The sequence below is a fragment of the Photobacterium sp. ABD4_091 genome (assembly GCF_056160145.1).
Genome location: NZ_JBSWWQ010000001.1, coordinates 531,377 through 556,903 on the forward strand (window position 1 = coordinate 531,377; position 25,527 = coordinate 556,903).

Sequence of the window (25,527 nt, forward strand, 5' to 3'; positions counted from 1 at the left end):
ATCCCATCACACTGATTTGGTTTCTCGGTACAGCACTTAATGCAAATTCACTCACTCGACAAAGCGCAGCTGATCAATGAAGTTCAGCTAGGCAGCCAGCTCAGCCATGCGGTTGAAGGCGGGCGTCGTGCTGATTTTGCCCTGATGCTGGCCCTGCTCTCTCCCGAGCAGCTAGAAACCACGCCAGTTGATGCGCTGCCTGCCGCAGGAAAAACAGAAAGTGAGCTGCGTGCTTATTTCGAATTACCCGCCCCACAGCCGCTATCAACCACAGAAAGCAGTTACCAGAATGCCGCCCTGCAAGCCCAAGCTTTTCATGAAAGCGGCTTAGCCGATGCCCGCCTGCTCGATAGTCTAAAACCAACCCCGCTCACCTACCCGCCACAGGGAACCAAAGGCATGCCAGAAGAGGTTTACCACAACCTGTCAGGCCATGAACGCCGCCTGTTGCCACCCACCGAGGATGCTACCATCAAGGCATCCCCCCAGGATCTTTACCTGTCATTGGTACAAGCCAAGCGTTTTGCCGAAATGTACGGGATCTGATCTCGCTCAATTTAGTGATTTTGCCTAATTATGAAGTCAAAATGAGCCAATTTTCTAGTTATTACGTTGATATGATTATCATTACAAATTTAATTTCGTGACCGCCTTCATAGCTTTGTCACCTTTATGCTGCACAGTGATCACAGTTCACTAACATTTTAATGCTGGGGTGCAAGTTTGGGGGATTATTCACAGACAGCCTCAGTGGGACTGAGTAACCTAAGTCTATGATTTGTAAGTTGGCTTTTTGACAGTAACAATGTGTCGGCAGCCTAATATAGGAAGAGCTATGAATATCGCACATTCAGTCATTATCATCACCGCGGCAGGTAGCCCATTGGGCAAAGCCCTATCGCTCCATTTTGCCTCCCTGGGGGCAAAACTGGCCTTGGTTGATGAACGCCAGCATGCCTTGGGACATACTCTGCAAGCTTGCCAAGCGGTAGGGGCATCTTGCCAATCCTATTTGATTCCAGACCAGAGCGAGCTTACCATCGGCACCCTCATCAATAACATCCACCAGCACTTTGGCAAAATAGAAGTACTGGTGAACTGTTGGGTCGATTCTGCCCTGCCTTCGTTATTGAGCCCTTCTTCAGTCGACCAGTTCAGCCGCTCGATGAATGAAAAAGCGACCCCTTTCTTTACCTTCGGCAAACAAACCGCCCATTACATGCGGGATCATAACTGCCATGGGGTTATCATCAACCTGGCTGCCAATGAAGACTGTTTGCACACCTCAGTCCATTCTGGCTCCAAAGCCATTGTTTCGGGCTTAACCCAGAGCTGGGCCAAAGAGTTGGCAGAGTTCAATATCCGCGTTGGCGGCGTGGTGCCACTTACTATCGAGTGCCCTTGCAATAGCCACCACCATAAGCTCAGCTCCCCTCTGCAATACGAAATCGCCCGCAGCGCCGAGTACATTGTTGCCAATGATTATTTCAACGGCAGGATGATTGAGGCAGAAGTCAGCTGAACTCCCTCTATCCCCATCACTTTTTCTTTTTACATAAGCGCTAAACGAAAAAAGCCCGCCAAAATGGCGGGCTAAATAGGTAGTCTAAAGTGCGCTAGCTAAACAATGATTAAGCTTCAGCTTTCTCTTTTTTAGCTTTTGGTGCTTTCACAGCTTCCTGGTCTTCTTTTTTCTTGATGACCGTTGTGCCTTCGAAAGTTTCACCTTCAACAAACGCCTTACCGTAGTAAGAAGCTAGTAGTACTTCTTTTAGCTCAGCAATTAGAGGGTAGCGTGGGTTCGCACCAGTACACTGGTCATCGAACGCTTCAACCGCTAGCTCATCAAGCTTCGCAAGGAAGTCAGACTCAGCAACACCCGCAGCCTGGATAGACATTGGGATTTCTAGGTTAACTTTTAGCTCATCCAACCATGCTAGTAGACGCTCAATCTTCTGTGCAGTGCGGTCACCTTCCTGAGATAGGCCTAGGTGGTCAGCAACTTCTGCATAACGACGGCGTGCTTGTGGACGGTCGTACTGAGAGAAAGCAGTCTGCTTAGTTGGGTTGTCGTTCGCGTTGTAACGAACAACGTTAGAGATTAGTAGAGCGTTCGCTAGACCGTGAGGTACGTGGAACTCAGCACCAACTTTGTGCGCCATTGAGTGACAAACACCTAGGAAGGCGTTAGCAAACGCGATACCGGCGATAGTTGCTGCGTTGTGTACTTTCTCACGTGCGATTGGGTCGTTAGCACCGTTCGCGTAGCTTGAAGGTAGGTACTCTTTAAGCATCTTAAGAGCTTGTAGAGCCTGGCCGTCAGAGTATTCGTTCGCAAGAACAGATACGTAAGCTTCTAGGGCGTGAGTTACTGCATCGTAACCACCGAACGCTGTTAGCGACTTAGGCATGTTCATCACAAGGTTGGCATCAACGATAGCCATTTGTGGAGTCAGCTCGTAATCCGCTAGAGGGTACTTAGCACCAGTTTTGTCATCGGTAACAACCGCAAATGGAGTTACTTCAGAACCTGTACCAGAAGTAGTAGTGATACATACTAGTTCTGCTTTCTTACCCATTTTCGGGAACTTGTAGATACGCTTACGGATATCCATAAAGCGCATTGCTAGTTCTTCGAAGTGCGTTTCTGGGTGCTCGTACATTACCCACATGATCTTCGCAGCATCCATTGGTGAACCACCACCAAGCGCTAGGATAACGTCTGGCTGGAAGCTTTGCATTGCAGCTGCACCTTTCTCTACAACAGATAGAGTAGGATCGGCTTCTACATCGAAGAATACTTGAACTTCAATGCCCTGAGCTTTAAGTAGCTTAACTACCTCATCAGCGTAACCGTTGTTGAATAGGAAACGGTCAGTTACAAGGAATGCACGTTTCTTGCCTTCTAGGTCGCCAAGCGCGATTGGCAGGCTACCACGACGGAAGTAGATTGACTTAGGTAGTTTGTGCCACAACATGTTTTCAGCTCGCTTAGCTACAGTTTTCTTGTTGATAAGGTGCTTAGGACCTACGTTCTCAGAGATAGAGTTACCACCCCATGAACCACAACCCAGTGTTAGAGACGGTGCAACGTTGAAGTTGTACAGGTCACCGATACCACCGTGGGTAGTAGGGATGTTTACAAGAATACGTGCAGTCTTCAGCTTGTCACCGAAGTAGCGGATGCGGTCTGCATTCACGTCTTGGTTAGTGTAAAGACCAGATGTGTGGCCGATACCACCAATCTCAACCATAGTCACAGCCTGAGCAACAGCGTCTTCGAAGTTGTCAGCGCGGAATAGACCTAGAGTTGGAGATAGTTTCTCGTGAGCGAATGCATCGTCGTAAGACACTTTACCCAGACCTTCACCTACAAGTACTTTGGTGTCAGCTGGAACTTTAACGCCTGCCATTTCAGCGATAGCTGGAGCTGGCTGGCCTACGATTTTCGCGTTTAGGTTGCCATCGATAAGCAGTACTTTACGTACTTTCTCAGCTTCTGCCTTAGATAGAACGTAAGCTTTGTGAGAAGCGAAACGCTCTTTCACTTCGTCGTATACTTCGTCAACAACGATTGCAGCCTGCTCAGAAGCACAAACTACGCCGTTATCAAAAGTCTTAGACATCAGGATAGAAGCAACAGCACGCTTAACGTCTGCAGTTTCGTCGATAACAACAGGAACGTTACCCGCACCTACACCGATTGCTGGCTTACCAGAAGAGTAAGCAGCTTTAACCATGCCTGGACCACCAGTCGCAAGGATAAGTGCGATGTCGTCATGCTTCATCAGTGCGTTAGAAAGCTCTACAGATGGCTGGTCAATCCAACCGATGATGTCTTTTGGTGCACCAGCTGCGATAGCCGCTTCTAGAACCAATTTAGCTGCATCGTTAGTAGAGTTCTTCGCACGTGGGTGTGGTGAGAAGATGATACCGTTACGGGTTTTTAGAGAGATTAGAGATTTGAAGATAGCAGTAGAGGTTGGGTTTGTGGTTGGTACGATACCACAGATGATGCCCACTGGCTCTGCGATAGTCATAGTACCTAGGTTGTCATCCTCTTCTAGGATGCCACAGGTCTGCTCATCTTTGTATTTGTTGTAGATAAATTCTGAAGCGAAATGGTTTTTGATAACCTTATCTTCAACGATACCCATACCTGACTCTTCTACCGCTTGTTGCGCTAGAGGAATACGTGCTTGGTTAGCCGCTAGAGATGCAGCACGGAAGATTTTGTCCACTTGCTCCTGAGAGTAAGTCGCAAACTCTTTCTGAGCCGCTTTAACGCGTGCAACCATTGCATCTAGTTCAGCCATATTAGTAACAGGCATAGTTAACTCCTAACTTAAGATTGAAAACTTTTTAGTAAGGATGCGTTCACATCCTTGGAGGTTATCCGGGAGCCATCCTGCTCGAAAAAACCGGTAACACACATACTTAGTAAATTGCTTTCAAAACTGATTATATTCTTTCACACCGCGAAAAAAATTGATTTAGATCACTTGTAACCATTTAGAGTTACACTTTGTTATTTTTTGACGCATATCACCCAAAAACAATAACCTAAGCGATTGATTTGTGACCAGATCGCTTGAAGTGCATCGAAGTGAAGCTAAATCACATGAACATCAAGCCATAATATTACGTAATAAAGCTACACAATTTGTCATATATGCGTCATAACGAGAGCCAAATCACAGTTTTCTGAGCGTCATCATTCAGTTTTGTTTCATTAATGTAGCACGCGATTCACTCATCAAAGAGTAACCCATACCAGGCGGTTTTACACCACCGCAACAAGATATTCATAAATAACTTTAAATAGGGAAAGATATAACTATTTTTAATTGGTGAAATACAAACGTTTGGCTTAAAGTATCGCCGATCAACAGGTTTATACTGTTTTAATCGAAGGTTAGATCATTGGAAGAACAAGCCTTGCTGACTAAGCCGCATTTTCCCGTCACGCAATTTTCCCGACCTTTGGCTACACTGAGTTCCTGTTGGGCTTTAAACTCCCATAATTAGCACTAAACCCCATATGCAACCATTTGAATTAGCCATTTTTCTGCAATTTTTCGTCGGTCTGATTGCAGCCGTCAACCCGATTGGGATTATGCCTATCTTTGTCTCGTTGACAGGCCATATGAGCCCGGAAGAACGTAACAAAACTGCCCTGACAGCCAACGTGGCCGTTGCTGTTATCCTGACTGTGTCGCTTCTTGCTGGCCAGCTCTTGCTGGATATGTTCAGTATTTCCCTCGACTCATTCCGTGTCGCCGGTGGTCTACTGCTGTTGACTATCGCCTTTTCGATGATGAGCGGTAAGTTGGGTGAGGATAAACAGAACAAGCAGGAAAAGTCCGAATCCATTAGCCGTGAACAGATAGGTGTTGTTCCACTGGCCATGCCATTGATGGCTGGCCCTGGTGCCATCAGTTCGACTATTGTCTACGGCTCTCGTTACCCGGGAATGAGCAGCACGGTTGGCATTGCTCTGACCATCGTTGCTTTCGCGTTTTGTTGTTGGCTGCTATTCCGTGCCGCACCAATCATCGTGCGCTTCCTCGGACAGACTGGCATCAACGTCATCACCCGTATTATGGGTTTGATTCTGGCGGCATTGGGTATCGAGTTCATCGCCAACGGTCTGCGGGCCCTGTTCCCGGGCCTCGCTTAACTCACCCAACCTCCCCTTTCAAATGGCCGGATGCTTCACCGGCCATTATTCATTTCTATCTCTTCTTATTAATCCTTAGCCTGCGCTGTAAAGCCCTTTGCAGGCAGACTCAGTGTCATCTGTAAACAATTTGGTTTATTATTTATACACTTAACTTAATCACTTGGAATTGATTGCTTTGGTTACCCTGACCCGTAAACAACGCCTTTACCAGATCATCTTCGGCACCCAAACCAAAGCCGGCCGGAATTTCGATATTGCACTGATAGTAGCCATCCTCTGCTCTGAAGTCGTGTTGATCATGTCGACCATCCGCTCTGTCGATTTCAAATACAGCGAAGCACTGACCGTGCTGGAGTGGGTCTTTACCCTGCTTTTTACCATCGAGTATATCTTACGCCTGTACTGCTCCCCCAAACCCTGGGCCTATGCACGTAGCTTCTATGGTGTCATCGATCTTATTGCGGTATTGCCAAGCTATCTGGCTTTCTTGTTCCCGGGTTCGAATTACCTGCTTATCGTAAGACTTATCCGTGTCATGCGGATTTTCCGGATCCTCAAGCTTGCCCGCTTCCTCAAAGACTCCAATATCTTGCTACGCTCCCTGCTCATGGCACAGCGCAAGATCTTGGTTTTCTTCAGCACGGTGGCGATATTGGTAACCGTTCTGGGCTCACTGCTGTATATCGTCGAAGGGCCGGACAACGGCTTCACCAGCATCCCCACCAGTATCTACTGGGCCATCGTCACCATTACCACCGTTGGCTATGGCGATATCGTGCCGCAGACCGACCTCGGCAAAGCCATTGCTTCTTTTACCATGCTGCTGGGTTACTCCATATTGGCAGTACCCACCGGGATCATTACCGCCGAACTCAGCCAGGAAATGAGAACACAGCGTGAACTGACCCGCTGTACCAATTGCTCGGCCAGCGGTCATGAAAGTGATGCCAATTTCTGCAAGAAATGCGGCACCGAGTTACCTGAGCACCTCTGAGGCTCAGGGGTAATTACGACTAAGCGCACCGCATAACAAAACGGCCCCCAATGTGGGTGCCGTTTTCAAATCTCATCGACGTGTTAATCGCTCACGCTAGTTGTGTAGGAAGTTCACCGCTTTATCAGGGAAATCGGTAAACACACCATCAACATCGGCAGTGTTGTAGAAAATATCTAGCATGTCGTTAAAGTCACTGGCATAGGCTGGGATACGCCCCTCATCTGAGCGAAAGGTATAAGGGTGGACCTGCATGCCCGCCTCATGGGCAGCCTTGACCAAGCCCGTCAGCTTGATATTGCCTTTGGTTGACTCATCGGACACCACCATCGGCTTCCAAGGGCCGATACCATCGGCATACTTGCCGACCATTTCCATGCCGTTAGGCTCGAACATCCAGTCATAGCTGTAAGGCGTCGCATTGCCGTCCTTGCCGTATTCCATGGTTTCGTTCCAATCGGTGTAAGCCATCAACTGAACCAGTTTGACATCCATTCCCATCGCCGGCATCAGCTCATCATGAATTCGCTTGAGCTCATTGAAGTCGAATGTCTGCAAATACACTTTGCTGTCTTTGCTGGTATAGCCGTATTGCTTGAGTACCTTGAGTACTGCGGCACTGATGTCTTTACCTTCATGGCGGTGGAACCATGGCGCTTTGATTTCTGGATAGATACCGATGTCATAACCCAAGGTTTTATTCAGGCCATGGATCATTTCAATCTCTTCTTCAAAGGTCGGCACCTTGAAATCTGACTGCCACATCGGGAAGCGCTCAGGGAAGCCCTGCACTTGCTTACCCTCTTCGAGCTTAAAACCTTCTGTTACGCTCAGCTGCTTAATTTCAGCCAGAGTAAAATCAATGGCGTAGTAGCGGCCATCTTTACGGGCGCGATCTGGGAACACCTCGGCAACGTTGGTAACACGGTCAAGGTAGTGATCATGCAGCACGACCAACCTATCATCCTTGGTCATGACCACATCCTGCTCGATGTAATCTGGCTTCATGGCATAAGCCAATGCTTTTGCTGCCAGTGTGTGCTCAGGCAGGTAGCCGGAAGCACCACGGTGAGCAACTACCACTTTATCTGCCTGTGTGTCAGTCGCGCTGGTTTGGGCAAAGCTTGGGGAAGCAAGTAGGGCACTGCCTATTACGGCAGCAAGGCAAGCTGTTTTCATTATTATGTCCTAGTCCATACGTTGTTATTGTGTTGTTTTGTATAAGCATAATAATGATTCGCTAATATTTCAGCAGCATGACTTTCGTTATGTGTGATCAACAACGCTCGAAATTGAACGTATTAGTTTCGAATGGTGATCTTGGTGTGATTTTTGATTATAAGACATAAAAAAAGCCGGAGTTTTCACTCCGGCTCATTTATTTCAAAGAAAGTTATTCTTTACTTACGGCGCCAAGTCGTACCTTGAGGGCCGTCTTCCAGGATGATACCCATCGCGGTCAGCTTGTCGCGAGCTTCATCAGCCGCAGCCCAGTCTTTCGCAGCACGGGCATCAAGACGCTGTTGGATAAGTGCTTCGATTTCCGCGACGTCTTCATCTTCGCCTGCGCCACCTTGCAGGAAGGCTTCCGGCTCTTGCGCCAACAGGCCAAGTACATCAGCCAACTCACGCATGCGCGCACCCAGTGCAGAAGCGGCATTGATATCTTCCGCTTTCAGGCGGTTGATCTCACGAGCCATGTCAAACAGCACAGAGTAAGCTTCTGGGGTGTTGAAATCATCGTTCATTGCTTCTTTGAAACGTGCGATAAACTCATCGCCACCGGCAGCAGCAACCGAAGTATCAAGACCACGTAGTGACGTGTACAGACGCTCAAGCGCTGAACGAGCCTGCTTAAGGTTATCTTCGCTGTAGTTCAGCTGGCTACGGTAGTGGCCAGACATCAGGAAGTAACGCACGGTTTCAGCATCGAAGTAACCCAGTACATCACGGATAGTGAAGAAGTTACCCAGCGATTTGGACATCTTCTCGCGGTCAACCATTACCATGCCGCTGTGCATCCAAGTATTCACGTACTGGGAGCCAGTTGCACAGCAAGACTGAGCAATTTCATTCTCGTGGTGCGGGAACTGCAGATCAGAACCACCGCCGTGAATGTCGAAGTGATCACCCAGGATAGCCGAGTTCATTGCAGAACATTCGATGTGCCAGCCCGGACGACCTGCACCCCATGGTGACTCCCACGTTGGCTCACCCGGCTTAGACATCTTCCAAAGCACGAAATCAAGCGGGCTACGCTTGGCTGTTTCGATATCAACGCGGGCACCGGCCTGAAGCTGGTCAAGGTCTTGCTTAGACAGCTTGCCGTATTCGTCAAACTTGCTCACTTCGAACATCACGTCGCCATTGTCCGCTACGTAAGCGAAGCCGCGCTCAATCAGACGCTCACACATTGCGATAATTTCAGCAATAAATTCCGTCGCACGCGGCTCGATATCCGGACGCTTCATGCCAAGTGCATCGAAGTCAGCGTGCATTTCGCCGATCAAGCGCTCGGTCAGTGAATCACAGCTTTCGCCATTTTCCGCTGCACGCTTGATGATCTTGTCATCGATATCAGTAATGTTACGAACAAAAGTCAGATCGTAACCCGAGTAACGCAGGTAGCGAGAAACCACATCGAATGACACAAACGTACGACCATGGCCGATGTGACAGAGATCGTAAATGGTAACCCCACAGACATACATGCCAACTTTACCTGGCTGGATGGGTTTAAATTCCTCTTTTTGTCTTGTCAGTGAGTTATAGATCTTCAACATGTCTCTTCGATACTCATTTGGTGGGGTTACAATTCAAGAAAGTAATTACACCTTTATTGGCCGCCTATGGCAAGGAAAATCACGCCTTCGGGACGATTCTGCAACAATATCGCTAGGGATCCTGCCGCCATCACTCTGCCTCTACGACGAACGTCCATGGTGCCAAGCCTTCACACTTATTCTATAGTTAAGCAAAAGGTCAATATTTCGCCTATATATCACAGAGTTTGCCGTCGGCAACAGTTAATATTGACGCCTATGTTGGGTAAGATAGAATCCAACGTTTAAAGCAATATACACCTATTTAAAGGACAAGCTCATGGTAACGCTTCACACTACTTTTGGTGACATCAAAATCCAACTAAACACTGAAAAAGCACCAGAGACCTGTGCAAACTTCCTACAGTACTGCCGTGACGGTTTCTACAACGGTACTTTGTTCCACCGCGTTATCGATGGTTTCATGATCCAGGGCGGCGGTATGGCTTCTGGCATGGAAGAAAAAGAAACTCGTGCACCAATCAAAAATGAAGCTAGCAACGGCCTAAGCAATAAAGTGGGTACACTGGCTATGGCGCGTACTATGGAACCGCATTCAGCGAGCTCTCAGTTCTTCATCAACGTGAACGACAACAAATTCTTGGACTTCAAATCAGAAACACCTGACGGTTGGGGTTACTGCGTGTTTGCTGAAGTGGTTGAAGGCATGGACGTAGTGAACAAGATCAAAGCCGTTGCAACTGGCAACTGGGGCTACGTTCACCAGGACGTACCGGTAGAAGAAGTTGTTATCAACAACGTGACTATCGAAGAGTAATGCTTCACAAAGGGTGGCCGTTGTGCCACCCTTCCCTCCTATGACCACACTTTTTATTTCCGACCTGCACCTGAGTGCCGACAGGCCAGACATTACCGCCTGCTTCCTCCATTTTATGTCCATCGAAGCCCGTGGCATTGATGCCCTTTATGTATTGGGCGATCTGTTCGAGATGTGGATTGGCGATGATGACGACTCCCCGTTCCACCAGCAAATAAAATTGGCCTTCCGCCAGCTCACCGATAGTGGTGTGCCTTGCTATTTTATCCACGGCAACAGGGACTTCTTGATTGGCAAGCGTTTTAGCCAAGAAACCGGCGTCGAGCTCCTGCCCGAACACACGGTGATTGATCTCTATGGCACGCCAACCCTGCTCCTACACGGCGATACCTTGTGCACGCTCGACGAAGGCTACCAGCGATACCGCAAGAAGGTTCATAACCGCTTCATTCAATGGCTGTTTTTCCGCCTGCCCCTGCGCTACCGCCAACGAATCGGTGAAAAGATGCGAAGCGGCAGCAACGAGACCAACCAGGCCAAAAGTCAAGCGATCATGGATGTCACCCCCGGAGAGGTCGTCCATGTGATGGCAGAGCTTGGGGTCAAGCATATGATCCACGGCCATACCCATAGACCTAACGTTCATGCCCTGTCAGTCAACGGGCAAGACGCACGCCGAATTGTACTTGGCGACTGGTATGATCATGGCTCTGTATTGGTTTGTACCCCGCAAGACTGCCAGCTTGAAACGCGCGATTTTCAGCCGTAGTCAACTTTAAGCTACATCCAAAACAGGTACGCCCGGCCATACGCAAGCAATAAAAAAGGTACGCCATGCGTACCTTTTTTCACACCTAATGGGGTATAAACCCTACTTGGCAGAGCCTGCCAATGCTTCAGTGCCAGCAAGCGCGCGTTCTTTTGACCATGAACGGTACATCGTAATAGAGGTATAAAGCACCACACCAATTACCAGCCACGCCAGCAGATGTAAATCGAGCGACTTCACCAGATACGCAGCAATCACCACGCCAATTGGGCCAGTAATCGCCACCACCAACGCCGCGCGGCTATTGATGCGGTTCATACGGATAAAACCACCTGCCGAGAAGAAGCTCAGGAAGGCACACGAGCACATCATGATCGGGAATGCCGCCAGCGGGTGCATGCCCAGCAGATAGACCATGGTCATGCACGGGGCATAAAGGCCGATACCGACGGTCATCAGGGCGCCGAATAGAAAGTTACCTGCAACCGCCACCGCCAGCTTCCACCCCGTCAGGCCAAGCTCAAGCCCACCGAGCGGAAACAGCTTAAGCTGCCCGGCCAGCATCAGGCTCGCAACTACCAGCAAGGCACCGCTCATCACCAGACGGATCAACTGACGATCCCAGCTTGATACCAAGCGGGCGCCAAAGGTTGCCCCTAAGCAGGCAGCCAACACCATGGAAACCATAGTCGTCGGATCGACATCAACAGCGGTGAGGAAAATCAGTGACTGAACCACGGTCGCTAATACCGCTTGGCAGTTGAGTGTGCCCGGCAGCAACTGATCATCAATAAGCTTGAACTGTTTATAGCCTGCGGTTTTGATAGCAAAGCTACCCACTCCTAGGGTGTCACAGAAGTTGGCAAAGCCACCAATAAGGCCAATCGGTAAGATTTTTGTTTGTGCTTCCTGCTCTCGATTTTTCCGCCATGATAAAAGCAACATAGCGATAAAAATCAGTCCACCTACAAGCAATCCCGCTTGTATGACTGTGAATACTGTCATGAGTTACACAAAATTTTTTCGGAAAGCCGCGGATTATCCATTATGCTCACGAATAATTCCATGTTCAGTATCATTGTTAATAGGCAAAAAACGTAACACTGTCTTATTAGGCTTAATTTTGTCATAATTTGTACGATAAGCCATACATTAATCGTCAAATGCAACTACATTAATAATGGCATCACCAACGTAAGCTCGATTATTTACTTACATGAATTCATATCTTGCCAGACAGCCCGTCTTAAACAGGGACAAAGACACCATCGGCTATGAGCTGTTATTCCGAGACGGTCCAAACAACAGTTTCCCTGATGTTGATGAAGAACATGCCACGCATCGCCTGCTGACTGACAACTTCCTCAGTACCGGCAACAGTGACGTCTCCTCCGGCAAAAAAGCCTTTATCAATTTTCCGCATGGTAGCCTGATAAACCGTATACCGCTGCTATTCCCAAAAAGAAGCTTCATCATCGAAATCCTGGAAACCTGCCAACCTGATGAGGAGTTGTTGGCAGCTGTCATGGAACTTTACCAAGCAGGGTATACTTTGGCGCTGGATGACTTCATCCCTTCGCCGGAGTGGAATCGTTTCATCCCTTTTGTCCATATCATAAAGTTTGATCTTCGTGTGACCCCCTTGGCAAAGGCCGGCTTTTTTATTCGTCGACTTAAGGAAAAAGGCAGCCGGATTACCTTCTTGGCTGAAAAAGTCGAGACTTACGAAGAGTTTATGGCAGCCTGCGAAGCCGGGTTTGATCTGTTCCAAGGCTACTTTTTCAGCCGCCCTGAAATCGTCCGCAAAAAAGCCCTCAAGCCCTCGGCCCTAACGACCCTGAGGTTATACCAAGAGATCAGCCGCTCTGAAGTGAATTTCACACAAATCGAAAAAATCATCGCTACCGATGTCACGCTCTCTTACAAGTTGCTGCGCCACGTCAATAACATGACTTATACCCGTGCCAAGCCTATCTCTTCGTTCAAACAGGCGCTGGTGTACTTAGGCGAAGAGAAATTACGCCGGTTTGTTACTTTTGTCGCCACATCTCACGCCATCGAGGACAAACCGGAATCGCTCTATTTTCTGTCACTGCAAAGAGCCCGCTTCTGCGAACAGCTAAGCCTGCAAATGCAATCAAAGCTTGATTGCAACCAAGCTTTCCTGACCGGGCTGTTCTCCCTGCTCGACAGTATTCTCGAGCAGCCAATTGAAGCGCTGATCGACCAACTGCCACTGGAAAAGCCAGTGCAACATGCCCTCATCAACCGTCAGGGTTACCTCGGTGGGATACTTCGCTTGGCAATCGCCCATGACCAAGCAGATTGGCATAACATCAAACGCTTGTGCCAAGCCCTAAACGTCAAGGAATCAGTCGTTGCACAGACCCACATGGACTCTTTAAAATGGGCCACTGTGTTTGAGCAAACTTTACCGAGTAAACCATGACCCAACAAAACCAGTCATGTCCTTGTGGCAGCCAGCGCCAGCTATCTGAGTGCTGCCAACCGATCCACCAGAACCCGAGCCTAGCGCTCCACCCCGAGCAACTGATGCGCTCACGCTACAGCGCCCATGTACTGGGGTTGGTAGACTATGTTGTGGCCACGTACCATCCAGACTGCGAAGCAGAGCAGCACCGTGAAGCCATTACTGACTCGGTGCACAGCCAGTGGCAGGGACTAGAAGTGATCAGCAGCGAAGTGGCGACCGACACCGAAGGGTTTGTCGAATTCAAAGCGTTTTACCAAGACGGCGACGATCAATACTGCCTGCACGAACGCTCACGCTTCCTCAAAGAAACGGTCGATGGCAAACCGCAGTGGTTTTACATCGATGGCGAGTACCCGGAGCCGCCGGCAGAAGAAGAGAACAAGCCGTCGCCTGCCATCAGCGACAAAGTGGGCCGCAATGATCCGTGCCCGTGTGGCAGCGGCAAGAAATTCAAAAAGTGCTGCGCTTAACGCTGGTTCCTTCACCTGCCTTACTTCCCAGCAGACCTCCCCTATCAACCTAGGGGAGTATTGGCACTAAGAAACATTATTCACCCAACCGAATAAAGCGCCCTGCTCCAGCCACTTCCTCCTCCCATCAATCGTTAACAAATCGTATAGTCTGCTGTTGCAAGCCGCATTCACCATTATCTTTATAAAAGCAGAAAACCGTTTGAAATCTTCTCACAACACCCCTAATTGACTACGATTTATACGCAACAAAAAACACCACCGATAAAATTTTAATATTTCCGTAAAATTGCTATTGCAAAATAAATCCAGCTTCGTTAGTGTGAATCACAAGCAAGCGTTAATAATGATTTATACAGAGTACATATCTATGCGTATCCAAATGGTAAACCTACATCACCATCATCATCCTGATTAGTCTTTCGGGAGGATACGCCTCGCTCTGGAAGACGCAAAAATACTCTTCCAGCGGTCGTGATAGCACAGATTACAAGGCCCTCGGAAGAGACATCTTCCGAGGGTTTTTTCGTTTTCAGGCTCAACATCGAGTACAGGGATTAAAACAATGCAGACACAACGACTACGAATTGCAATTCAAAAGAAAGGACGCCTGAGCAAAGAGTGCCAGGAGCTACTCAAGCGCTGTGGCGTAAAGTTCAACATGATGGGTGAGCGTTTGGTGGTTCACTCTGAAAACATGCCGATCGACCTGTTGTTGGTTCGTGATGACGATATCCCGGGTCTGATCATGGACGGTGTCGTTGATCTCGGTGTCATCGGTGAGAACGAGCTAGAAGAAGTCGGCCTTGAGCGAGAAGCCCGCGGCGAGCCTGCCAACTACATCAAACTACGCCGTCTGGACTTCGGGGGCTGCCGCCTGTCCATTGCCATCGACAAGGATGCCGAGTACAACGGCCCGCAAGATCTGCAAGGTAAGCGTATTGCTACGACCTACCCGCAGCTAGTGAAACGCTACATGGATGAGCAAGGCGTGAAGTTCAGCACCTGTATGCTCAACGGCTCGGTGGAAGTGGCTCCACGTGCTGGTCTTGCCGATGCCATCTGTGACCTAGTATCAACGGGGGCCACACTTGAAGCCAATGGCCTCAAAGAAGCTGAAGTGATCCTGCGCTCCAAAGCAGTACTTATTCAGCAAACCGGTGAGCTATCTGACGACAAACAAGCTCTGATTGATCGTTTGCTGACCCGTATGCAGGGCGTTATCCAGGCTAAGGAGTCCAAGTACATCATGCTGCACGCGCCGGCTGAGCGCCTTGACCAAATCAAAGCCCTACTGCCAGGTGCCGAAGACCCAACAGTATTGCCGCTGTCTCAGGACAAGAGCCGCGTTGCAGTACATCTTGTCAGCTCTGAAAACCTGTTCTGGGAAACCATGGAACAGCTCAAAGAACTGGGCGCGAGCTCAATCCTTGTCCTGCCTATCGAAAAGATGATGGAGTAAGCAATGAAAACCGTTGTGTGGCAATCCCTGAGCGAGAACCAACAAGAAAGTCTGCTTGAGCGCCCTGCGATCACCGAGGGTGCCAACATCACTGCGATTGTCGAAGGCGTGATTAGTGATGTTCGTAGCCGTGGCGACCAAGCCCTGCTTGAGCTAACTGAGAAATTCGATGGCATCAAGCCAGACAGCATCAAAGTCGGTGAAGAAGAAGTCACTGCGGCTTCGGCAAGGTTGAGTGATGAGATGAAGCAGGCACTGCAGCAGGCTTACCAGAACATCGCCACTTTCCACCAAGCACAAAAACAGCCGACGTTGCGAGTAGAAACTCAGCCAGGTGTGGTATGTGAACAAGTTACGCGTCCAATTAACTCTGTAGGCTTGTATATCCCAGGCGGGAGTGCACCGCTGCCATCAACGGTATTGATGCTAGGCGTACCAGCCCAAATCGCAGGCTGCCGTCAGGTTGTATTATGCTCGCCACCGCCTATCGCTGATGAAATCCTCTATGTTGCTAAACTGTGCGGCATCAGCGAAATCTATAATGTTGGCGGCTCACAGGCTGTCGCTGCAATGGCTTACGGCACCGAGAGCGTGGCTAAAGTCGATAAAATCTTCGGCCCGGGCAATGCTTTTGTCACCGAAGCCAAGCGCCAGGTCAGCAATGACTTCCGCGGCGCGGCGATTGATATGCCAGCGGGCCCTTCAGAGGTTTTGGTAATTGCCGATAGCAGTGCCGACCCTGATTTCATTGCTGCGGACTTGCTTAGCCAGGCCGAGCACGGCCCAGATTCGCAGGTAGTGCTGGTCACTCCAGACCCAAGCATTGCCGATCGCACAGCGGATGCCATTCAGCAGCAACTCAAAGCCCTGCCGCGAGCTGACATTGCGCGCCAGGCGCTAGGTTCAAGCATTTTGATTGTTGCGGAAAGTCTGACCCAGTGTGTGTCGATTTCCAATCACTACGGCCCTGAGCACTTGATTGTCCAGACCCGCAACCCGCGTGACCTGGTCTCGCAACTGGACAATGCCGGTTCTATTTTCCTTGGCAACTGGTCTCCGGAATCGGTTGGTGATTATGCCTCTGGCACTAACCACGTACTGCCGACCTACGGCTATACCCGTACCTATTCAAGCCTTGGGCTGGCTGATTTTAGCAAGCGCATGACGGTTCAAGAACTCAGTGCTAACGGCTTGAAAGAATTAGCACCGACCGTCGTCGCTATCGCCGAAGCTGAAGGCCTCGATGCCCACAAACGTGCGGTGACTATCCGAGTTGAAAAACTGGCCGCGGCACAAGATGTATCGAAAGGGGCATAAGATGAAAATAGACCAACTGGCACGCAAAACTGTCCGCGAGCTGACGCCATACCAGTCAGCCCGCCGCTTGGGCGGCAGCGGTGATATCTGGCTCAATGCCAACGAGTCACCGTTTGCCAACGAATACAACATCCAGTGCGATCGCCTTAACCGCTATAGCACCTGCCAGCCATCAGAGCTAATTGAAGCTTATGCCGATTATGCCTCGGTACGCCCTGAGCAGGTATTGACCTCACGCGGTGCCGATGAGGGTATCGAGCTGCTGATCCGCGCTTTCTGCGAACCGAACCAAGACAGCATTCTTTATTGTCCTCCAACTTACGGCATGTATGCCATCAGTGCGGAAACGTTCGATGTGAACACCAAAACCGTTCCATTGACGGCTGATTGGCAGTTAGATCTTGAAGGTATCCGCGAAAATCTCGTCGGTGTGAAGCTAGTTTTTGTCTGCAGCCCGAACAACCCGACTGGCAACCTGATCAAACGCCAGGATATCGAATCCCTTTTGGATATGACCCAGGGCAAGGCACTGGTCGTGGTTGACGAGGCGTACATTGACTTCTGCCTTGAAGAAACCACGGCGAATATGCTGGATCAGTACCCGAACCTAGTGGTACTTCGCACCCTGTCAAAAGCATTTGCCCTTGCCGGCCTGCGCTGTGGCTTTACCCTAGCCAATGCAGAAGTAATTGAATTACTTCTTAAAGTCATTGCCCCATACCCGGTACCTGTACCAGTAACAGATATTGCGGTTCAAGCGCTCTCCCCTGCAGGGCGTGCCAAGACCAAGTTTCAGGTGCTGGATATCAGCGCCAACCGCGCTTATCTTCAGGCTGGACTCGGTATGCTGGAAGATGTCACCGTGTATGAGGGATACGGTAATTACCTACTGGTGAAATTCACCGATGCCGACGCACTATTCAGTGCATTGTGGGATCACGGCATTATCCTGCGCCGCTCGCCGATCGAGAACTGTATCCGTATCAGTATCGGTAGCCGCGACGAATGCGAAAAAACACTGGCCTTCATCCGAGAGCAGCTAGCAAAAAATTAAGAGTAAGGACAACACTGTGAGCAAGGAAAAAATCTTATTTATCGACCGTGACGGTACTCTGATCGTTGAACCACCAATCGACTTCCAGGTTGACCGTCTCGACAAGCTCAAGCTGGAGCCTTTTGTGATCCCGGCATTGCTGCAGCTTCAGGATGCGGGCTACAAACTGGTGATGGTGACCAACCAGGACGGCCTGGGTACCAGCAGCTACCCGCAGGAAGATTTCGACGCCCCGCACAATATGATGATGGAAATCTTCGAATCTCAAGGGGTGAAATTCGATGATGTCCTGATCTGCCCGCACTTCGATGAAGACAACTGCAGCTGCCGTAAACCTAAGCTTGGCTTGGTCAAAGGCTACCTGCAGCAAGGCAAGGTCGACTTTGAAACCTCGGCCGTGATTGGCGATCGCCAAACCGATCTGCAACTGGCGGAAAACATGGCCATCCGCGGCATCCAGTACAACCCGCAAACCATGGGTTGGCAACAGATCGTTAAAGATCTTACTACCCGTCCACGGATCGCTGAGGTCGTGCGTACCACCAAGGAAACCGATATCCGCGTCAAGGTAAACCTAGACGAAACCGGCGGCAACCACATTGCTACTGGCCTTGGCTTTTTTGACCACATGCTGGATCAAATCGCAACCCACGGCGGCTTCCGCATGGAGCTGACTGTGGACGGCGATCTGCACATCGACGACCACCACAGCGTGGAAGATGCCGCGCTGGCACTGGGTGATGCCTTGAAAAAAGCACTCGGCGATAAGCGCGGAATTGGCCGCTTTGGTTTCAGCCTGCCAATGGACGAATGCCTGGCCCAGTGCGCGTTGGATCTTTCCGGCCGCCCGTACCTAAAATTCAATGCGACCTTCAGCCGGGAGCAAGTTGGCGACCTATCGACAGAAATGGTGTCGCACTTCTTCCGTTCGCTGACCGATACGCTAGCGTGCACCCTGCACCTGTCATCAGATGGCCACAATGACCACCACATCGTCGAAAGCTTGTTCAAAGCCTTTGGCCGTACTCTGCGCCAAGCGATTCGCGTTGAAGGTAATGAGCTGCCGAGCAGCAAGGGAGTATTGTAATGACCGCATCTAACCAGCAAGTCGTCATCATCGACACCGGCTGTGCCAATGTGTCATCGGTACGTTTTGCCATCGAGCGGTTGGGCTACCCGGTTACCGTGAGCAAAGATCCCGAGGTGGTATTGGCGGCAGACAAGCTGTTCCTTCCGGGCGTAGGCACCGCCAGTGAGGCAATGAAAAACCTCGAGGAACGTGACCTAATCAACCTGGTTAAAAAGGTCGATAAGCCACTGCTTGGCATTTGCCTTGGCATGCAGCTGCTCGGTGAGCTTTCTGAAGAGCAAGGCCAAAACGGAACTGAGCAGGTGAACTGCCTTAGCCTATGCGGCGCACCGGTGAAAAAGATGCAAACCGGTGAGTTACCATTGCCCCACATGGGCTGGAATACCGTCACCGCCGAGCCGGGCCATCCCTTGTTTAAAGATATCCCAGCGGACAGCTATTTTTATTTCGTGCACAGCTATGCGATGCCGGTGTTTGACGAACCAGATGCTGGCCGCACCATTGCACGCTGCGAATACGGCCAACCGTTTACCGCAGCGGTACAGAGCGGCAACTACTTCGGCGTCCAGTTCCACCCTGAACGCTCGAGTAAAGCTGGCTCCCAGTTGATCAAAAACTTTCTTGAAATGTAAGGACACCAAAAGGACTTGTTATGATTATTCCCGCTCTCGATTTAATTGAAGGCCAGGTTGTCCGCCTGTTTCAAGGAGACTACGGCAAAGTGACCGAATACAAAGTCGATCCTGCCGAGCAATTCAATTTATACCACCAAGCCGGCGCGGACTGGCTGCACCTGGTTGATCTGACCGGTGCCAAAGATACCTCCGCCCGCCAACTTGATTTGATCAGCAAGCTGCTGGCTAGCACTCCGGCCAATATTCAGATCGGTGGTGGCGTCCGCACCGAGCAGGATGTCGCCGATCTGCTCAATGCCGGTGCCCAGCGTGTGGTGATCGGCTCGACCGCCGTCAAGCAGCCAGAGTTGGTCAAAGGCTGGATGGAAAAGTACGGCCCTGAGCGCATTGTGCTGGCACTCGATATCAATATCGATGCCACCGGCAAACGCAATGTAGCGGTTTCCGGCTGGCAGGAAGATTCAGGTGTCACTATCGAAGCCCTGCTGGATGACTTCCTAACCGTTGGCCTACAGCATGTGCTATGCACCGATATTTCCCGTGACGGCACGCTCGAAGGCTCAAACGTCGAGCTGTACCAAGACCTGTGCGCCCAGTACCCGCAAGTTCAGTTCCAGTCATCTGGCGGCATTGGCTCGCTGGATGACATTGCAGCCCTCAAAGGCTCAGGTGTTGCTGGCGTGATCGTTGGCCGTGCCCTGCTTGATGGCAAATTCACCGCTGAGCAAGCCTTTGCTTGCTGGGCAGAATAAGGCAAGGAGAAACCACCATGTTAGCTAGACGAATTATTCCCTGCCTTGATGTAAGAGATGGCCAAGTGGTCAAAGGGGTGCAGTTCCGCAACCACGAAATCATCGGTGACATCGTCCCGCTTGCCAAACGCTATGCCGAAGAAGGTGCTGACGAGCTAGTTTTCTACGATATTACTGCGTCCAGCGATGGCCGTGTGGTCGATAAAAGTTGGGTTGCCCGCGTAGCAGAAGTGATCGATATTCCTTTCTGCGTCGCCGGCGGCATCAAATCTGCCGAAGATGCCAGCCGCATCTTGCAGTTTGGTGCCGATAAAGTGTCAATCAACTCCCCAGCTCTAGCTGATCCTAACTTGATCACCGAGCTGGCCGATAAATTTGGTGTCCAATGCATTGTGGTCGGTATCGATTCCTATTTCGACGCCGACACCGGTAAATACCAAGTTTACCAATTCACCGGGGATGAAAGCCGCACCAAGGCAACCCGCTGGGAAACCCGTGACTGGGTACAGGAAGTCCAACGCCGTGGTGCCGGTGAAATCGTGCTTAACATGATGAACCAGGACGGTGTCCGTAACGGTTATGATCTCACCCAGCTCAATATGGTACGAGAAGTCTGCCATGTACCGCTTATCGCCTCAGGCGGTGCCGGTGAAATGGTGCACTTTGCCGATGCCTTCAATAAAACGAATGTCGATGGCGCTTTGGCTGCCTCGGTATTCCACAAACAAATCATCAATATTGGCGAACTCAAGCAATACCTGAAACAACAAGATGTGGAGAGCCGACTATGAGCCTAGCAAGCAGTATTAATTGGGACAAAGTAGACGGATTAGTTCCGGCGATTGTCCAGGACAACACCAGCGGCCAGGTACTGATGCTGGGTTACATGAATGATGCCGCCCTAAGTAAAACCCTGGAGACCAAGCAAGTCACCTTCTGGTCACGTACCAAAGAGCGGCTATGGACCAAAGGCGAAACCTCGGGCAACGTGCTCCACCTGAAAAGCATCAAGCTAGACTGTGATCAGGATACGCTACTGGTTAAAGTCGATCCTATCGGTCCAACCTGTCACTTGGGCACCCCGACCTGCTTTAGCAACGATACGGCTGAAGAAGGACAGGTCGAGCAGCCTGCCCTGGTGTTCCTTCATCAACTTGAGCAGGTCCTGGCTTCTCGTAAAGGTGCCGATCCTGAATCATCCTACACTGCAAGCCTCTATGCCCGTGGCACCAAGCGGATTTCGCAAAAGGTGGGTGAAGAAGGGGTTGAAGTCGCGCTTGCGGCAACGTCGGGTGACAAGGAGGAGCTGATCTGTGAATCAGCCGACTTGATTTACCACTTGCTGGTACTGCTACAAGACCAAGGCAAGTCACTCTCGGATGTCACTGCTAAGTTGCAGGAACGCCATAAATAATTCCCTTCAATTTAGTATCGTGGGCAATTAAATAAAAAAGCCCGGCTATTTTTAAATAGCCGGGCTTTTTAGTATTTGATATCAAAGAACTAACGCTCAAGCGCTTCCTTGTAGTGTTTGCGACAAACCGAGACATAACGGTCGTTGCCGCCAATCTCAACCTGGTCACCGTCAGCAATGGCTTTGCCGCTGGCATCTTGGCGAATAACCATATTGGCTTTGCGGCCACAATGGCAAATGGTTTTCAATTCAACCAATTTATCTGCCCACGCTAGCAAATAACGGCTACCGTCAAATAGCTCGCCACGGAAATCGCTGCGCAAGCCGTAGCAAAGTACAGGGATATTAAGCTTATCGACCACTTCGGTTAGTTGGTATACCTGCTCTTTGGTCAAGAACTGGCATTCATCAATCAACACACAATCGACTTTTTTCGCCGTATTCATATCCTGCATACGCGCATAAAGATCGTCGCTAACATTAAATAGCTCCGCCTCTTCTTGCAAACCAATACGCGAGCTGACCATGCCTTTGCCGTAACGGTCATCAATCGCAGCGGTAAAAATCACCGGTGTCATGCCGCGCTCACGATAATTAAATGATGACTGCAATAATGTTGTCGACTTACCTGCATTCATTGCAGAGTAATAGAAATACATCTGGGCCATTAAGCTTCCCTAGTAATACGATTGGTGCGTGAAAAATCAGCCGGAATGCTACAGAAAAGCCCTCCAGATTGAAAGGAGCAAGCTCATCTTCTTTGTTACCAAATCACCCTGAAATAGATAAAAAACACCAATCTGATTGATTTGCCACAAAAACAAAAAAAGCCTGTATCACATACAGGCTTTTTCATCATCAAAACATGATTTTGCGTTGGCAGTATTACGCGTTGGCAGTTGCTTCCTGAGGACGGCGAGAAAGCCAAGATAGCAGGATACAAGCCACGATGAACGCCACCGTTGCAGTCATGAACGACACCGCCAGCGAGCCGGTGAAGCCCAGTACCAAGAAACCAATCGTCGATACTACAGCCATAGACAATGCATATGGTAGCTGTGTCGATACGTGGTCAATGTGGTGACAACGTGCACCCGTTGACGACAGGATCGTGGTATCTGAAATTGGTGAACAGTGGTCACCGAATACCGAGCCAGCCAATACTGCACCCAGCATAGGAAGCATTAGCATAATATCTGTTGCCGCCGCCAAATCACCCGCGATTGGTAGCATGATACCGAACGTACCCCATGAGGTACCGGTAGAGAATGCCATCACGCCTGCTAGCAAGAACAGGATAGCCGGAAGAAGCATTGGGTTAATGCTGCCTTCAACCAGTGTCGATAGGTATTTACCTGTCGCCATGTCGCTAATGACAGTACCGATGCTCCAAGCAAACAGCAGGATCAAAATCGCACCAAACATCGACTTGGCACCAATCCACAAAGTAGATGATACATCGGCCATTGGGATACGCTGGCGCAGTACAGGAATAAGTGCTGCGGCAAAGCCAACCAGGCCACCGTATACCAAAGACATACCCACATCGGTATTTTCAAAGGCGCCCAAAATACTGAAGTCAAGGCCGTCAGCCGCTAGTGCCTGGTAGCCGGTAAATAACATGAAGAAGAAGGTCGCTACAATCAGGGTGACGATTGGCATCACAAGGTCAGCAACGCGGCCATTCTTGCTCTCTTCAATTTCCAGCTCGTCGTTTAGGTCTTTTGCACGGCTATCCTCGTCACCTTCATCAAAGCCACGGCAATGGCTTGCTTCTAGCTCGTGCTTTCTCATTGGGCCCACATCAATTTGGAACCAAGCCACCACGAATACCATCAGCAGTGCAAATACTGCATAAAAGTTCATTGGTGCCAGCTGCATGAAAGCGCCAAGCGGGGAGTATTCAGTTACGCCGTGCGACACCAAGATACCGCCGATAAGGGTAATAATGTATGCACCCCAGCTAGAAGCTGGCATCAATACACACATTGGCGCTGCGGTGGAATCAAGGATATACGCCAGTTTAGCGCGAGACACGTAGAAACGGTCCGTCACTGGGCGGGAAATAGAGCCAACAGCCAGGCTATTAAAGTAATCATCGACGAAAATGAACACGCCCAAGAAAGCAGCCAGCAGCTTTGCCCCGCGCTTGCTCTTGATTTTAGTCTGCGCCCATTCAGCAAAAGCACGAGTACCGCCAGAAAGTGTCAGTAGCGCTGTGGTCATACCCAGCAAAATAAGGAAGGCGACAATACTCATGTTCCAGCTGTTGATGGCACCATCGTCAATAAACAGGCCAGTCACTGTGGTTCCGATATAAGATGCCGTGCCACCGATTGAAAAATCAGTTAGCAGGAATGCGCCCAGTAGGACACCGACACCCAATGAAACTAAAACACGACGTGTAAGGATAGCCAGGCCAAGTGCAACCAAAGGTGGCAACAACGACATGGCGGAGTGTGAAAAATCTACAATATTCATGATCTCGACTACAACCGATCCTGGTTGGAGATCTACTGTTTACTCGACATCGTGTCGTGTATAGAAGTGCATAAGGAAGAGATGTTACCCTTTCCCGACTTCACAGTAGCGCTCCATAGTTAATGTAATTATATACTATGGCAGTGTTGTCCCTATTCGGTGACAACCCCAGCAAGCTGGCTTGATAATCCGAGCTTACTTCGGCAACGGCTCCTTTCGTAAATCCTCATCGGAATCACCCTCCGATTTACTACTAATAGACGATGCGCCTCTACCCTTAGTCTAGGTCTGGTCAATTCTACGGAATAGATATCCAAATGCAACAAGTTAAGATGAAAAAAATGACAAAAATAGTGAATAGTCTTGCTGCTCAGTACAAAAAACACCCACTTAAAAGCAGTTTATTATACCTTTCACATATGAAATTGATGGCAAATATTTATCAACAAAAGATGATTTTGGATAAGAATATTTACTTAGCCTGACCATTACATTTTATTGCAAATGAGAAATGAACCCGATAAATTGCAAAAAAATAAATATACCCTTCATTTTTTATTTGGCATCGCCGTACTAAAAGTATTATTATTGCAATTATTGATTTGGCACTGCTATTATTATTTTATAGTTTTGGACCTACAGGAAATTAAAAATGTCTGATGCAATGAAAGCGCTACTTAACCTTCGCAGCCTTCGCGCACTTTCTCGTGAATATTCTCTTGAGCAACTACAAGAAGCATTAGAAAAGCTTCAAACTGTAGTTTCTGAGCGTGAAGAAGCTGAAGCTGAAGAAGTTGCTAAAGAAAAAGAACGTACAGAAAAACTAGCGCAATACCGTGAAATGCTTCTAGCCGACGGTATTGACCCAGAAGAGCTTCTAGCAACTCTAAATAAAGCACCTAAAGCAAAACGTGCACAGCGTCCTGCAAAATACCGTTTCCTTGACGAAAATGGTGAAGAGAAAACTTGGACTGGCCAAGGCCGTACTCCAAGCGCGCTGAAAAAAGCACTTGATGAAGGTAAATCTCTAGAAGAGTTTGAAATCAAGTAATTCAAGTACTATTGAAAACACCTTTAAAAACCCGGCTTTTGCCGGGTTTTTTTATTTATATAAAATATCATCAAGTAATAATTCAAACTATTGATTTAAAAGGATAATTAAATCAAAGAGCACCAACAAGGCAATCGACCAAGGGGAAACCGAGCCGCCTAAAGCCCTTAATATGGGCATGGCTTAAAACTGTCATTATGGTTATAAAAATCCGCTCGCACCCTTTGAAGCATAAAAAACCAGACCTCTCGGTCTGGCTTT

General features: G+C 49.3%; 23 protein-coding genes, 1 riboswitch and 1 other annotated feature. Of the genes, 17 read left to right on the forward strand and 6 right to left on the reverse strand.

The features are described 5' to 3' along the window. Positions 1 to 39: 39 nt before the first annotated feature. A complete protein-coding gene (locus tag ACXAGQ_RS02200) occupies positions 40 to 546 on the forward strand; it encodes a VC2046/SO_2500 family protein (protein WP_475251451.1) in 507 nt (168 codons plus the stop codon). Between the two features lie 289 nt (positions 547 to 835). Further along, positions 836 to 1,522: an SDR family oxidoreductase gene (locus tag ACXAGQ_RS02205; protein WP_475251453.1), complete on the forward strand. Its 687-nt coding sequence runs from the start codon at positions 836 to 838 to the stop codon at positions 1,520 to 1,522. A gap of 109 nt (positions 1,523 to 1,631) precedes the next feature. On the opposite strand, the gene adhE is transcribed toward ACXAGQ_RS02205, so the two are convergent. Next, complete coding sequence (gene adhE / locus ACXAGQ_RS02210) at positions 1,632 to 4,331, reverse strand: bifunctional acetaldehyde-CoA/alcohol dehydrogenase (RefSeq protein ID WP_044622835.1); 2,700 nt, start codon at positions 4,329 to 4,331, stop codon at positions 1,632 to 1,634. A gap of 710 nt (positions 4,332 to 5,041) precedes the next feature. On the opposite strand from adhE, the gene ACXAGQ_RS02215 reads away from it, so the two are divergent. Next, the gene (locus tag ACXAGQ_RS02215) at positions 5,042 to 5,680 is read left to right on the forward strand and encodes a YchE family NAAT transporter (protein WP_475251455.1); all 639 of its coding nucleotides are present in this window, start codon (positions 5,042 to 5,044) and stop codon (positions 5,678 to 5,680) included. 178 nt (positions 5,681 to 5,858) lie between these two features. After that, entirely contained in the window at positions 5,859 to 6,677 is an 819-nt protein-coding gene (locus ACXAGQ_RS02220; protein WP_475251457.1) for an ion transporter, read from the forward strand. Between the two features lie 96 nt (positions 6,678 to 6,773). Here ACXAGQ_RS02220 and glpQ read toward each other — a convergent pair whose 3' ends face one another. Together glpQ and cysS are read right to left on the reverse strand one after the other, a co-directional pair. Further along, the gene (gene glpQ, locus ACXAGQ_RS02225; RefSeq protein ID WP_475251459.1) at positions 6,774 to 7,856 is read right to left on the reverse strand and encodes a glycerophosphodiester phosphodiesterase; all 1,083 of its coding nucleotides are present in this window, start codon (positions 7,854 to 7,856) and stop codon (positions 6,774 to 6,776) included. A gap of 221 nt (positions 7,857 to 8,077) precedes the next feature. After that, positions 8,078 to 9,460, reverse strand: a complete 1,383-nt coding sequence (gene cysS / locus ACXAGQ_RS02230) for a cysteine--tRNA ligase (protein WP_475251461.1) — start codon at positions 9,458 to 9,460, stop codon at positions 8,078 to 8,080. Between the two features lie 319 nt (positions 9,461 to 9,779). On the opposite strand from cysS, the gene ACXAGQ_RS02235 reads away from it, so the two are divergent. Both ACXAGQ_RS02235 and lpxH read left to right on the forward strand, forming a co-directional pair. Continuing rightward, the gene (locus tag ACXAGQ_RS02235) at positions 9,780 to 10,277 is read left to right on the forward strand and encodes a peptidylprolyl isomerase (protein WP_475239221.1); all 498 of its coding nucleotides are present in this window, start codon (positions 9,780 to 9,782) and stop codon (positions 10,275 to 10,277) included. Positions 10,278 to 10,317: 40 nt separating this feature from the next. Then, complete coding sequence (lpxH, locus tag ACXAGQ_RS02240) at positions 10,318 to 11,046, forward strand: UDP-2,3-diacylglucosamine diphosphatase (RefSeq protein ID WP_475254643.1); 729 nt, start codon at positions 10,318 to 10,320, stop codon at positions 11,044 to 11,046. Between the two features lie 102 nt (positions 11,047 to 11,148). Here lpxH and ACXAGQ_RS02245 read toward each other — a convergent pair whose 3' ends face one another. Continuing rightward, the gene (locus ACXAGQ_RS02245) at positions 11,149 to 12,051 is read right to left on the reverse strand and encodes a sulfite exporter TauE/SafE family protein (protein ID WP_475251463.1); all 903 of its coding nucleotides are present in this window, start codon (positions 12,049 to 12,051) and stop codon (positions 11,149 to 11,151) included. Positions 12,052 to 12,262: 211 nt separating this feature from the next. Here ACXAGQ_RS02245 and ACXAGQ_RS02250 point away from each other — a divergent pair, with 211 nt between their 5' ends. From ACXAGQ_RS02250 to hisIE, 10 genes are all read left to right on the forward strand, one after another. Next, positions 12,263 to 13,495 carry an EAL and HDOD domain-containing protein gene (locus ACXAGQ_RS02250; RefSeq protein WP_475251465.1) on the forward strand — a complete coding sequence of 411 codons (1,233 nt, stop codon included), beginning with the start codon at positions 12,263 to 12,265 and terminating at the stop codon, positions 13,493 to 13,495. After that, complete coding sequence (locus tag ACXAGQ_RS02255; protein WP_475251467.1) at positions 13,492 to 14,010, forward strand: YchJ family metal-binding protein; 519 nt, start codon at positions 13,492 to 13,494, stop codon at positions 14,008 to 14,010. The genes ACXAGQ_RS02250 and ACXAGQ_RS02255 overlap by 4 nt, the downstream gene beginning before the upstream one ends. Before the next feature lie 393 nt (positions 14,011 to 14,403). Then, positions 14,404 to 14,540, forward strand: a sequence feature (His leader region). A gap of 35 nt (positions 14,541 to 14,575) precedes the next feature. Next, the gene (gene hisG, locus ACXAGQ_RS02260) at positions 14,576 to 15,472 is read left to right on the forward strand and encodes an ATP phosphoribosyltransferase (protein WP_475251469.1); all 897 of its coding nucleotides are present in this window, start codon (positions 14,576 to 14,578) and stop codon (positions 15,470 to 15,472) included. A 3-nt stretch (positions 15,473 to 15,475) separates the two neighbouring features. Beyond that, positions 15,476 to 16,789 (forward strand): histidinol dehydrogenase, encoded by a 1,314-nt coding sequence (hisD, locus tag ACXAGQ_RS02265; protein ID WP_475251471.1) that lies wholly within the window; start codon positions 15,476 to 15,478, stop codon positions 16,787 to 16,789. A 7-nt stretch (positions 16,790 to 16,796) separates the two neighbouring features. Next, positions 16,797 to 17,843: a histidinol-phosphate transaminase gene (hisC, locus tag ACXAGQ_RS02270; RefSeq protein WP_475254645.1), complete on the forward strand. Its 1,047-nt coding sequence runs from the start codon at positions 16,797 to 16,799 to the stop codon at positions 17,841 to 17,843. A 16-nt stretch (positions 17,844 to 17,859) separates the two neighbouring features. Beyond that, on the forward strand, positions 17,860 to 18,930 hold the full coding sequence (hisB, locus tag ACXAGQ_RS02275; RefSeq protein ID WP_475251472.1) for a bifunctional histidinol-phosphatase/imidazoleglycerol-phosphate dehydratase HisB: 1,071 nt from the start codon (positions 17,860 to 17,862) through the stop codon (positions 18,928 to 18,930). Beyond that, positions 18,930 to 19,565 carry an imidazole glycerol phosphate synthase subunit HisH gene (gene hisH / locus ACXAGQ_RS02280; protein WP_475251474.1) on the forward strand — a complete coding sequence of 212 codons (636 nt, stop codon included), beginning with the start codon at positions 18,930 to 18,932 and terminating at the stop codon, positions 19,563 to 19,565. The genes hisB and hisH overlap by 1 nt, the downstream gene beginning before the upstream one ends. A 20-nt stretch (positions 19,566 to 19,585) precedes the next feature. Next, complete coding sequence (gene hisA, locus ACXAGQ_RS02285; protein ID WP_475251476.1) at positions 19,586 to 20,320, forward strand: 1-(5-phosphoribosyl)-5-[(5-phosphoribosylamino)methylideneamino]imidazole-4-carboxamide isomerase; 735 nt, start codon at positions 19,586 to 19,588, stop codon at positions 20,318 to 20,320. 17 nt (positions 20,321 to 20,337) lie between these two features. Continuing rightward, positions 20,338 to 21,111 (forward strand): imidazole glycerol phosphate synthase subunit HisF, encoded by a 774-nt coding sequence (hisF, locus tag ACXAGQ_RS02290; protein WP_475251478.1) that lies wholly within the window; start codon positions 20,338 to 20,340, stop codon positions 21,109 to 21,111. Next, positions 21,108 to 21,734 carry a bifunctional phosphoribosyl-AMP cyclohydrolase/phosphoribosyl-ATP diphosphatase HisIE gene (gene hisIE / locus ACXAGQ_RS02295; protein ID WP_475251480.1) on the forward strand — a complete coding sequence of 209 codons (627 nt, stop codon included), beginning with the start codon at positions 21,108 to 21,110 and terminating at the stop codon, positions 21,732 to 21,734. Before hisF ends, hisIE begins: the two co-directional genes overlap by 4 nt. Positions 21,735 to 21,823: 89 nt before the next feature. On the opposite strand, the gene ACXAGQ_RS02300 is transcribed toward hisIE, so the two are convergent. Then, the gene (locus ACXAGQ_RS02300; RefSeq protein ID WP_475251482.1) at positions 21,824 to 22,402 is read right to left on the reverse strand and encodes a thymidine kinase; all 579 of its coding nucleotides are present in this window, start codon (positions 22,400 to 22,402) and stop codon (positions 21,824 to 21,826) included. Positions 22,403 to 22,619: 217 nt separating this feature from the next. Beyond that, positions 22,620 to 24,215, reverse strand: a complete 1,596-nt coding sequence (locus ACXAGQ_RS02305) for a Na+/H+ antiporter NhaC family protein (protein WP_475251484.1) — start codon at positions 24,213 to 24,215, stop codon at positions 22,620 to 22,622. Between the two features lie 98 nt (positions 24,216 to 24,313). Continuing rightward, positions 24,314 to 24,497: riboswitch (Lysine riboswitch) on the reverse strand. A 370-nt stretch (positions 24,498 to 24,867) separates the two neighbouring features. Between ACXAGQ_RS02305 and ACXAGQ_RS02310 the strand changes: the two genes are divergently transcribed. Then, positions 24,868 to 25,266, forward strand: a complete 399-nt coding sequence (locus tag ACXAGQ_RS02310; RefSeq protein ID WP_187461752.1) for an H-NS family histone-like protein — start codon at positions 24,868 to 24,870, stop codon at positions 25,264 to 25,266. Positions 25,267 to 25,527: the final 261 nt, after the last annotated feature.

Excerpts from the sequence above, each read along its gene's own strand:
- ACXAGQ_RS02310 (WP_187461752.1), top strand. The coding sequence starts at position 24,868 with ATGTCTGATGCAATGAAAGCGCTACTTAACCTTCGCAGCCTTCGCGCA.
- ACXAGQ_RS02200 (WP_475251451.1), top strand. The coding sequence starts at position 40 with ATGCAAATTCACTCACTCGACAAAGCGCAGCTGATCAATGAAGTTCAG.
- lpxH (WP_475254643.1), top strand. The coding sequence starts at position 10,318 with ATGACCACACTTTTTATTTCCGACCTGCACCTGAGTGCCGACAGGCCA.
- ACXAGQ_RS02205 (WP_475251453.1), top strand. The coding sequence starts at position 836 with ATGAATATCGCACATTCAGTCATTATCATCACCGCGGCAGGTAGCCCA.
- ACXAGQ_RS02305 (WP_475251484.1), bottom strand. The coding sequence starts at position 24,215 with ATGAATATTGTAGATTTTTCACACTCCGCCATGTCGTTGTTGCCACCT.
- ACXAGQ_RS02300 (WP_475251482.1), bottom strand. The coding sequence starts at position 22,402 with ATGGCCCAGATGTATTTCTATTACTCTGCAATGAATGCAGGTAAGTCG.
- glpQ (WP_475251459.1), bottom strand. The coding sequence starts at position 7,856 with ATGAAAACAGCTTGCCTTGCTGCCGTAATAGGCAGTGCCCTACTTGCT.
- hisD (WP_475251471.1), top strand. The coding sequence starts at position 15,476 with ATGAAAACCGTTGTGTGGCAATCCCTGAGCGAGAACCAACAAGAAAGT.
- hisA (WP_475251476.1), top strand. The coding sequence starts at position 19,586 with ATGATTATTCCCGCTCTCGATTTAATTGAAGGCCAGGTTGTCCGCCTG.
- hisH (WP_475251474.1), top strand. The coding sequence starts at position 18,930 with ATGACCGCATCTAACCAGCAAGTCGTCATCATCGACACCGGCTGTGCC.
- adhE (WP_044622835.1), bottom strand. The coding sequence starts at position 4,331 with ATGCCTGTTACTAATATGGCTGAACTAGATGCAATGGTTGCACGCGTT.
- ACXAGQ_RS02215 (WP_475251455.1), top strand. The coding sequence starts at position 5,042 with ATGCAACCATTTGAATTAGCCATTTTTCTGCAATTTTTCGTCGGTCTG.
- ACXAGQ_RS02245 (WP_475251463.1), bottom strand. The coding sequence starts at position 12,051 with ATGACAGTATTCACAGTCATACAAGCGGGATTGCTTGTAGGTGGACTG.
- ACXAGQ_RS02255 (WP_475251467.1), top strand. The coding sequence starts at position 13,492 with ATGACCCAACAAAACCAGTCATGTCCTTGTGGCAGCCAGCGCCAGCTA.
- hisG (WP_475251469.1), top strand. The coding sequence starts at position 14,576 with ATGCAGACACAACGACTACGAATTGCAATTCAAAAGAAAGGACGCCTG.
- hisF (WP_475251478.1), top strand. The coding sequence starts at position 20,338 with ATGTTAGCTAGACGAATTATTCCCTGCCTTGATGTAAGAGATGGCCAA.
- cysS (WP_475251461.1), bottom strand. The coding sequence starts at position 9,460 with ATGTTGAAGATCTATAACTCACTGACAAGACAAAAAGAGGAATTTAAA.
- ACXAGQ_RS02250 (WP_475251465.1), top strand. The coding sequence starts at position 12,263 with ATGAATTCATATCTTGCCAGACAGCCCGTCTTAAACAGGGACAAAGAC.
- hisIE (WP_475251480.1), top strand. The coding sequence starts at position 21,108 with ATGAGCCTAGCAAGCAGTATTAATTGGGACAAAGTAGACGGATTAGTT.
- ACXAGQ_RS02235 (WP_475239221.1), top strand. The coding sequence starts at position 9,780 with ATGGTAACGCTTCACACTACTTTTGGTGACATCAAAATCCAACTAAAC.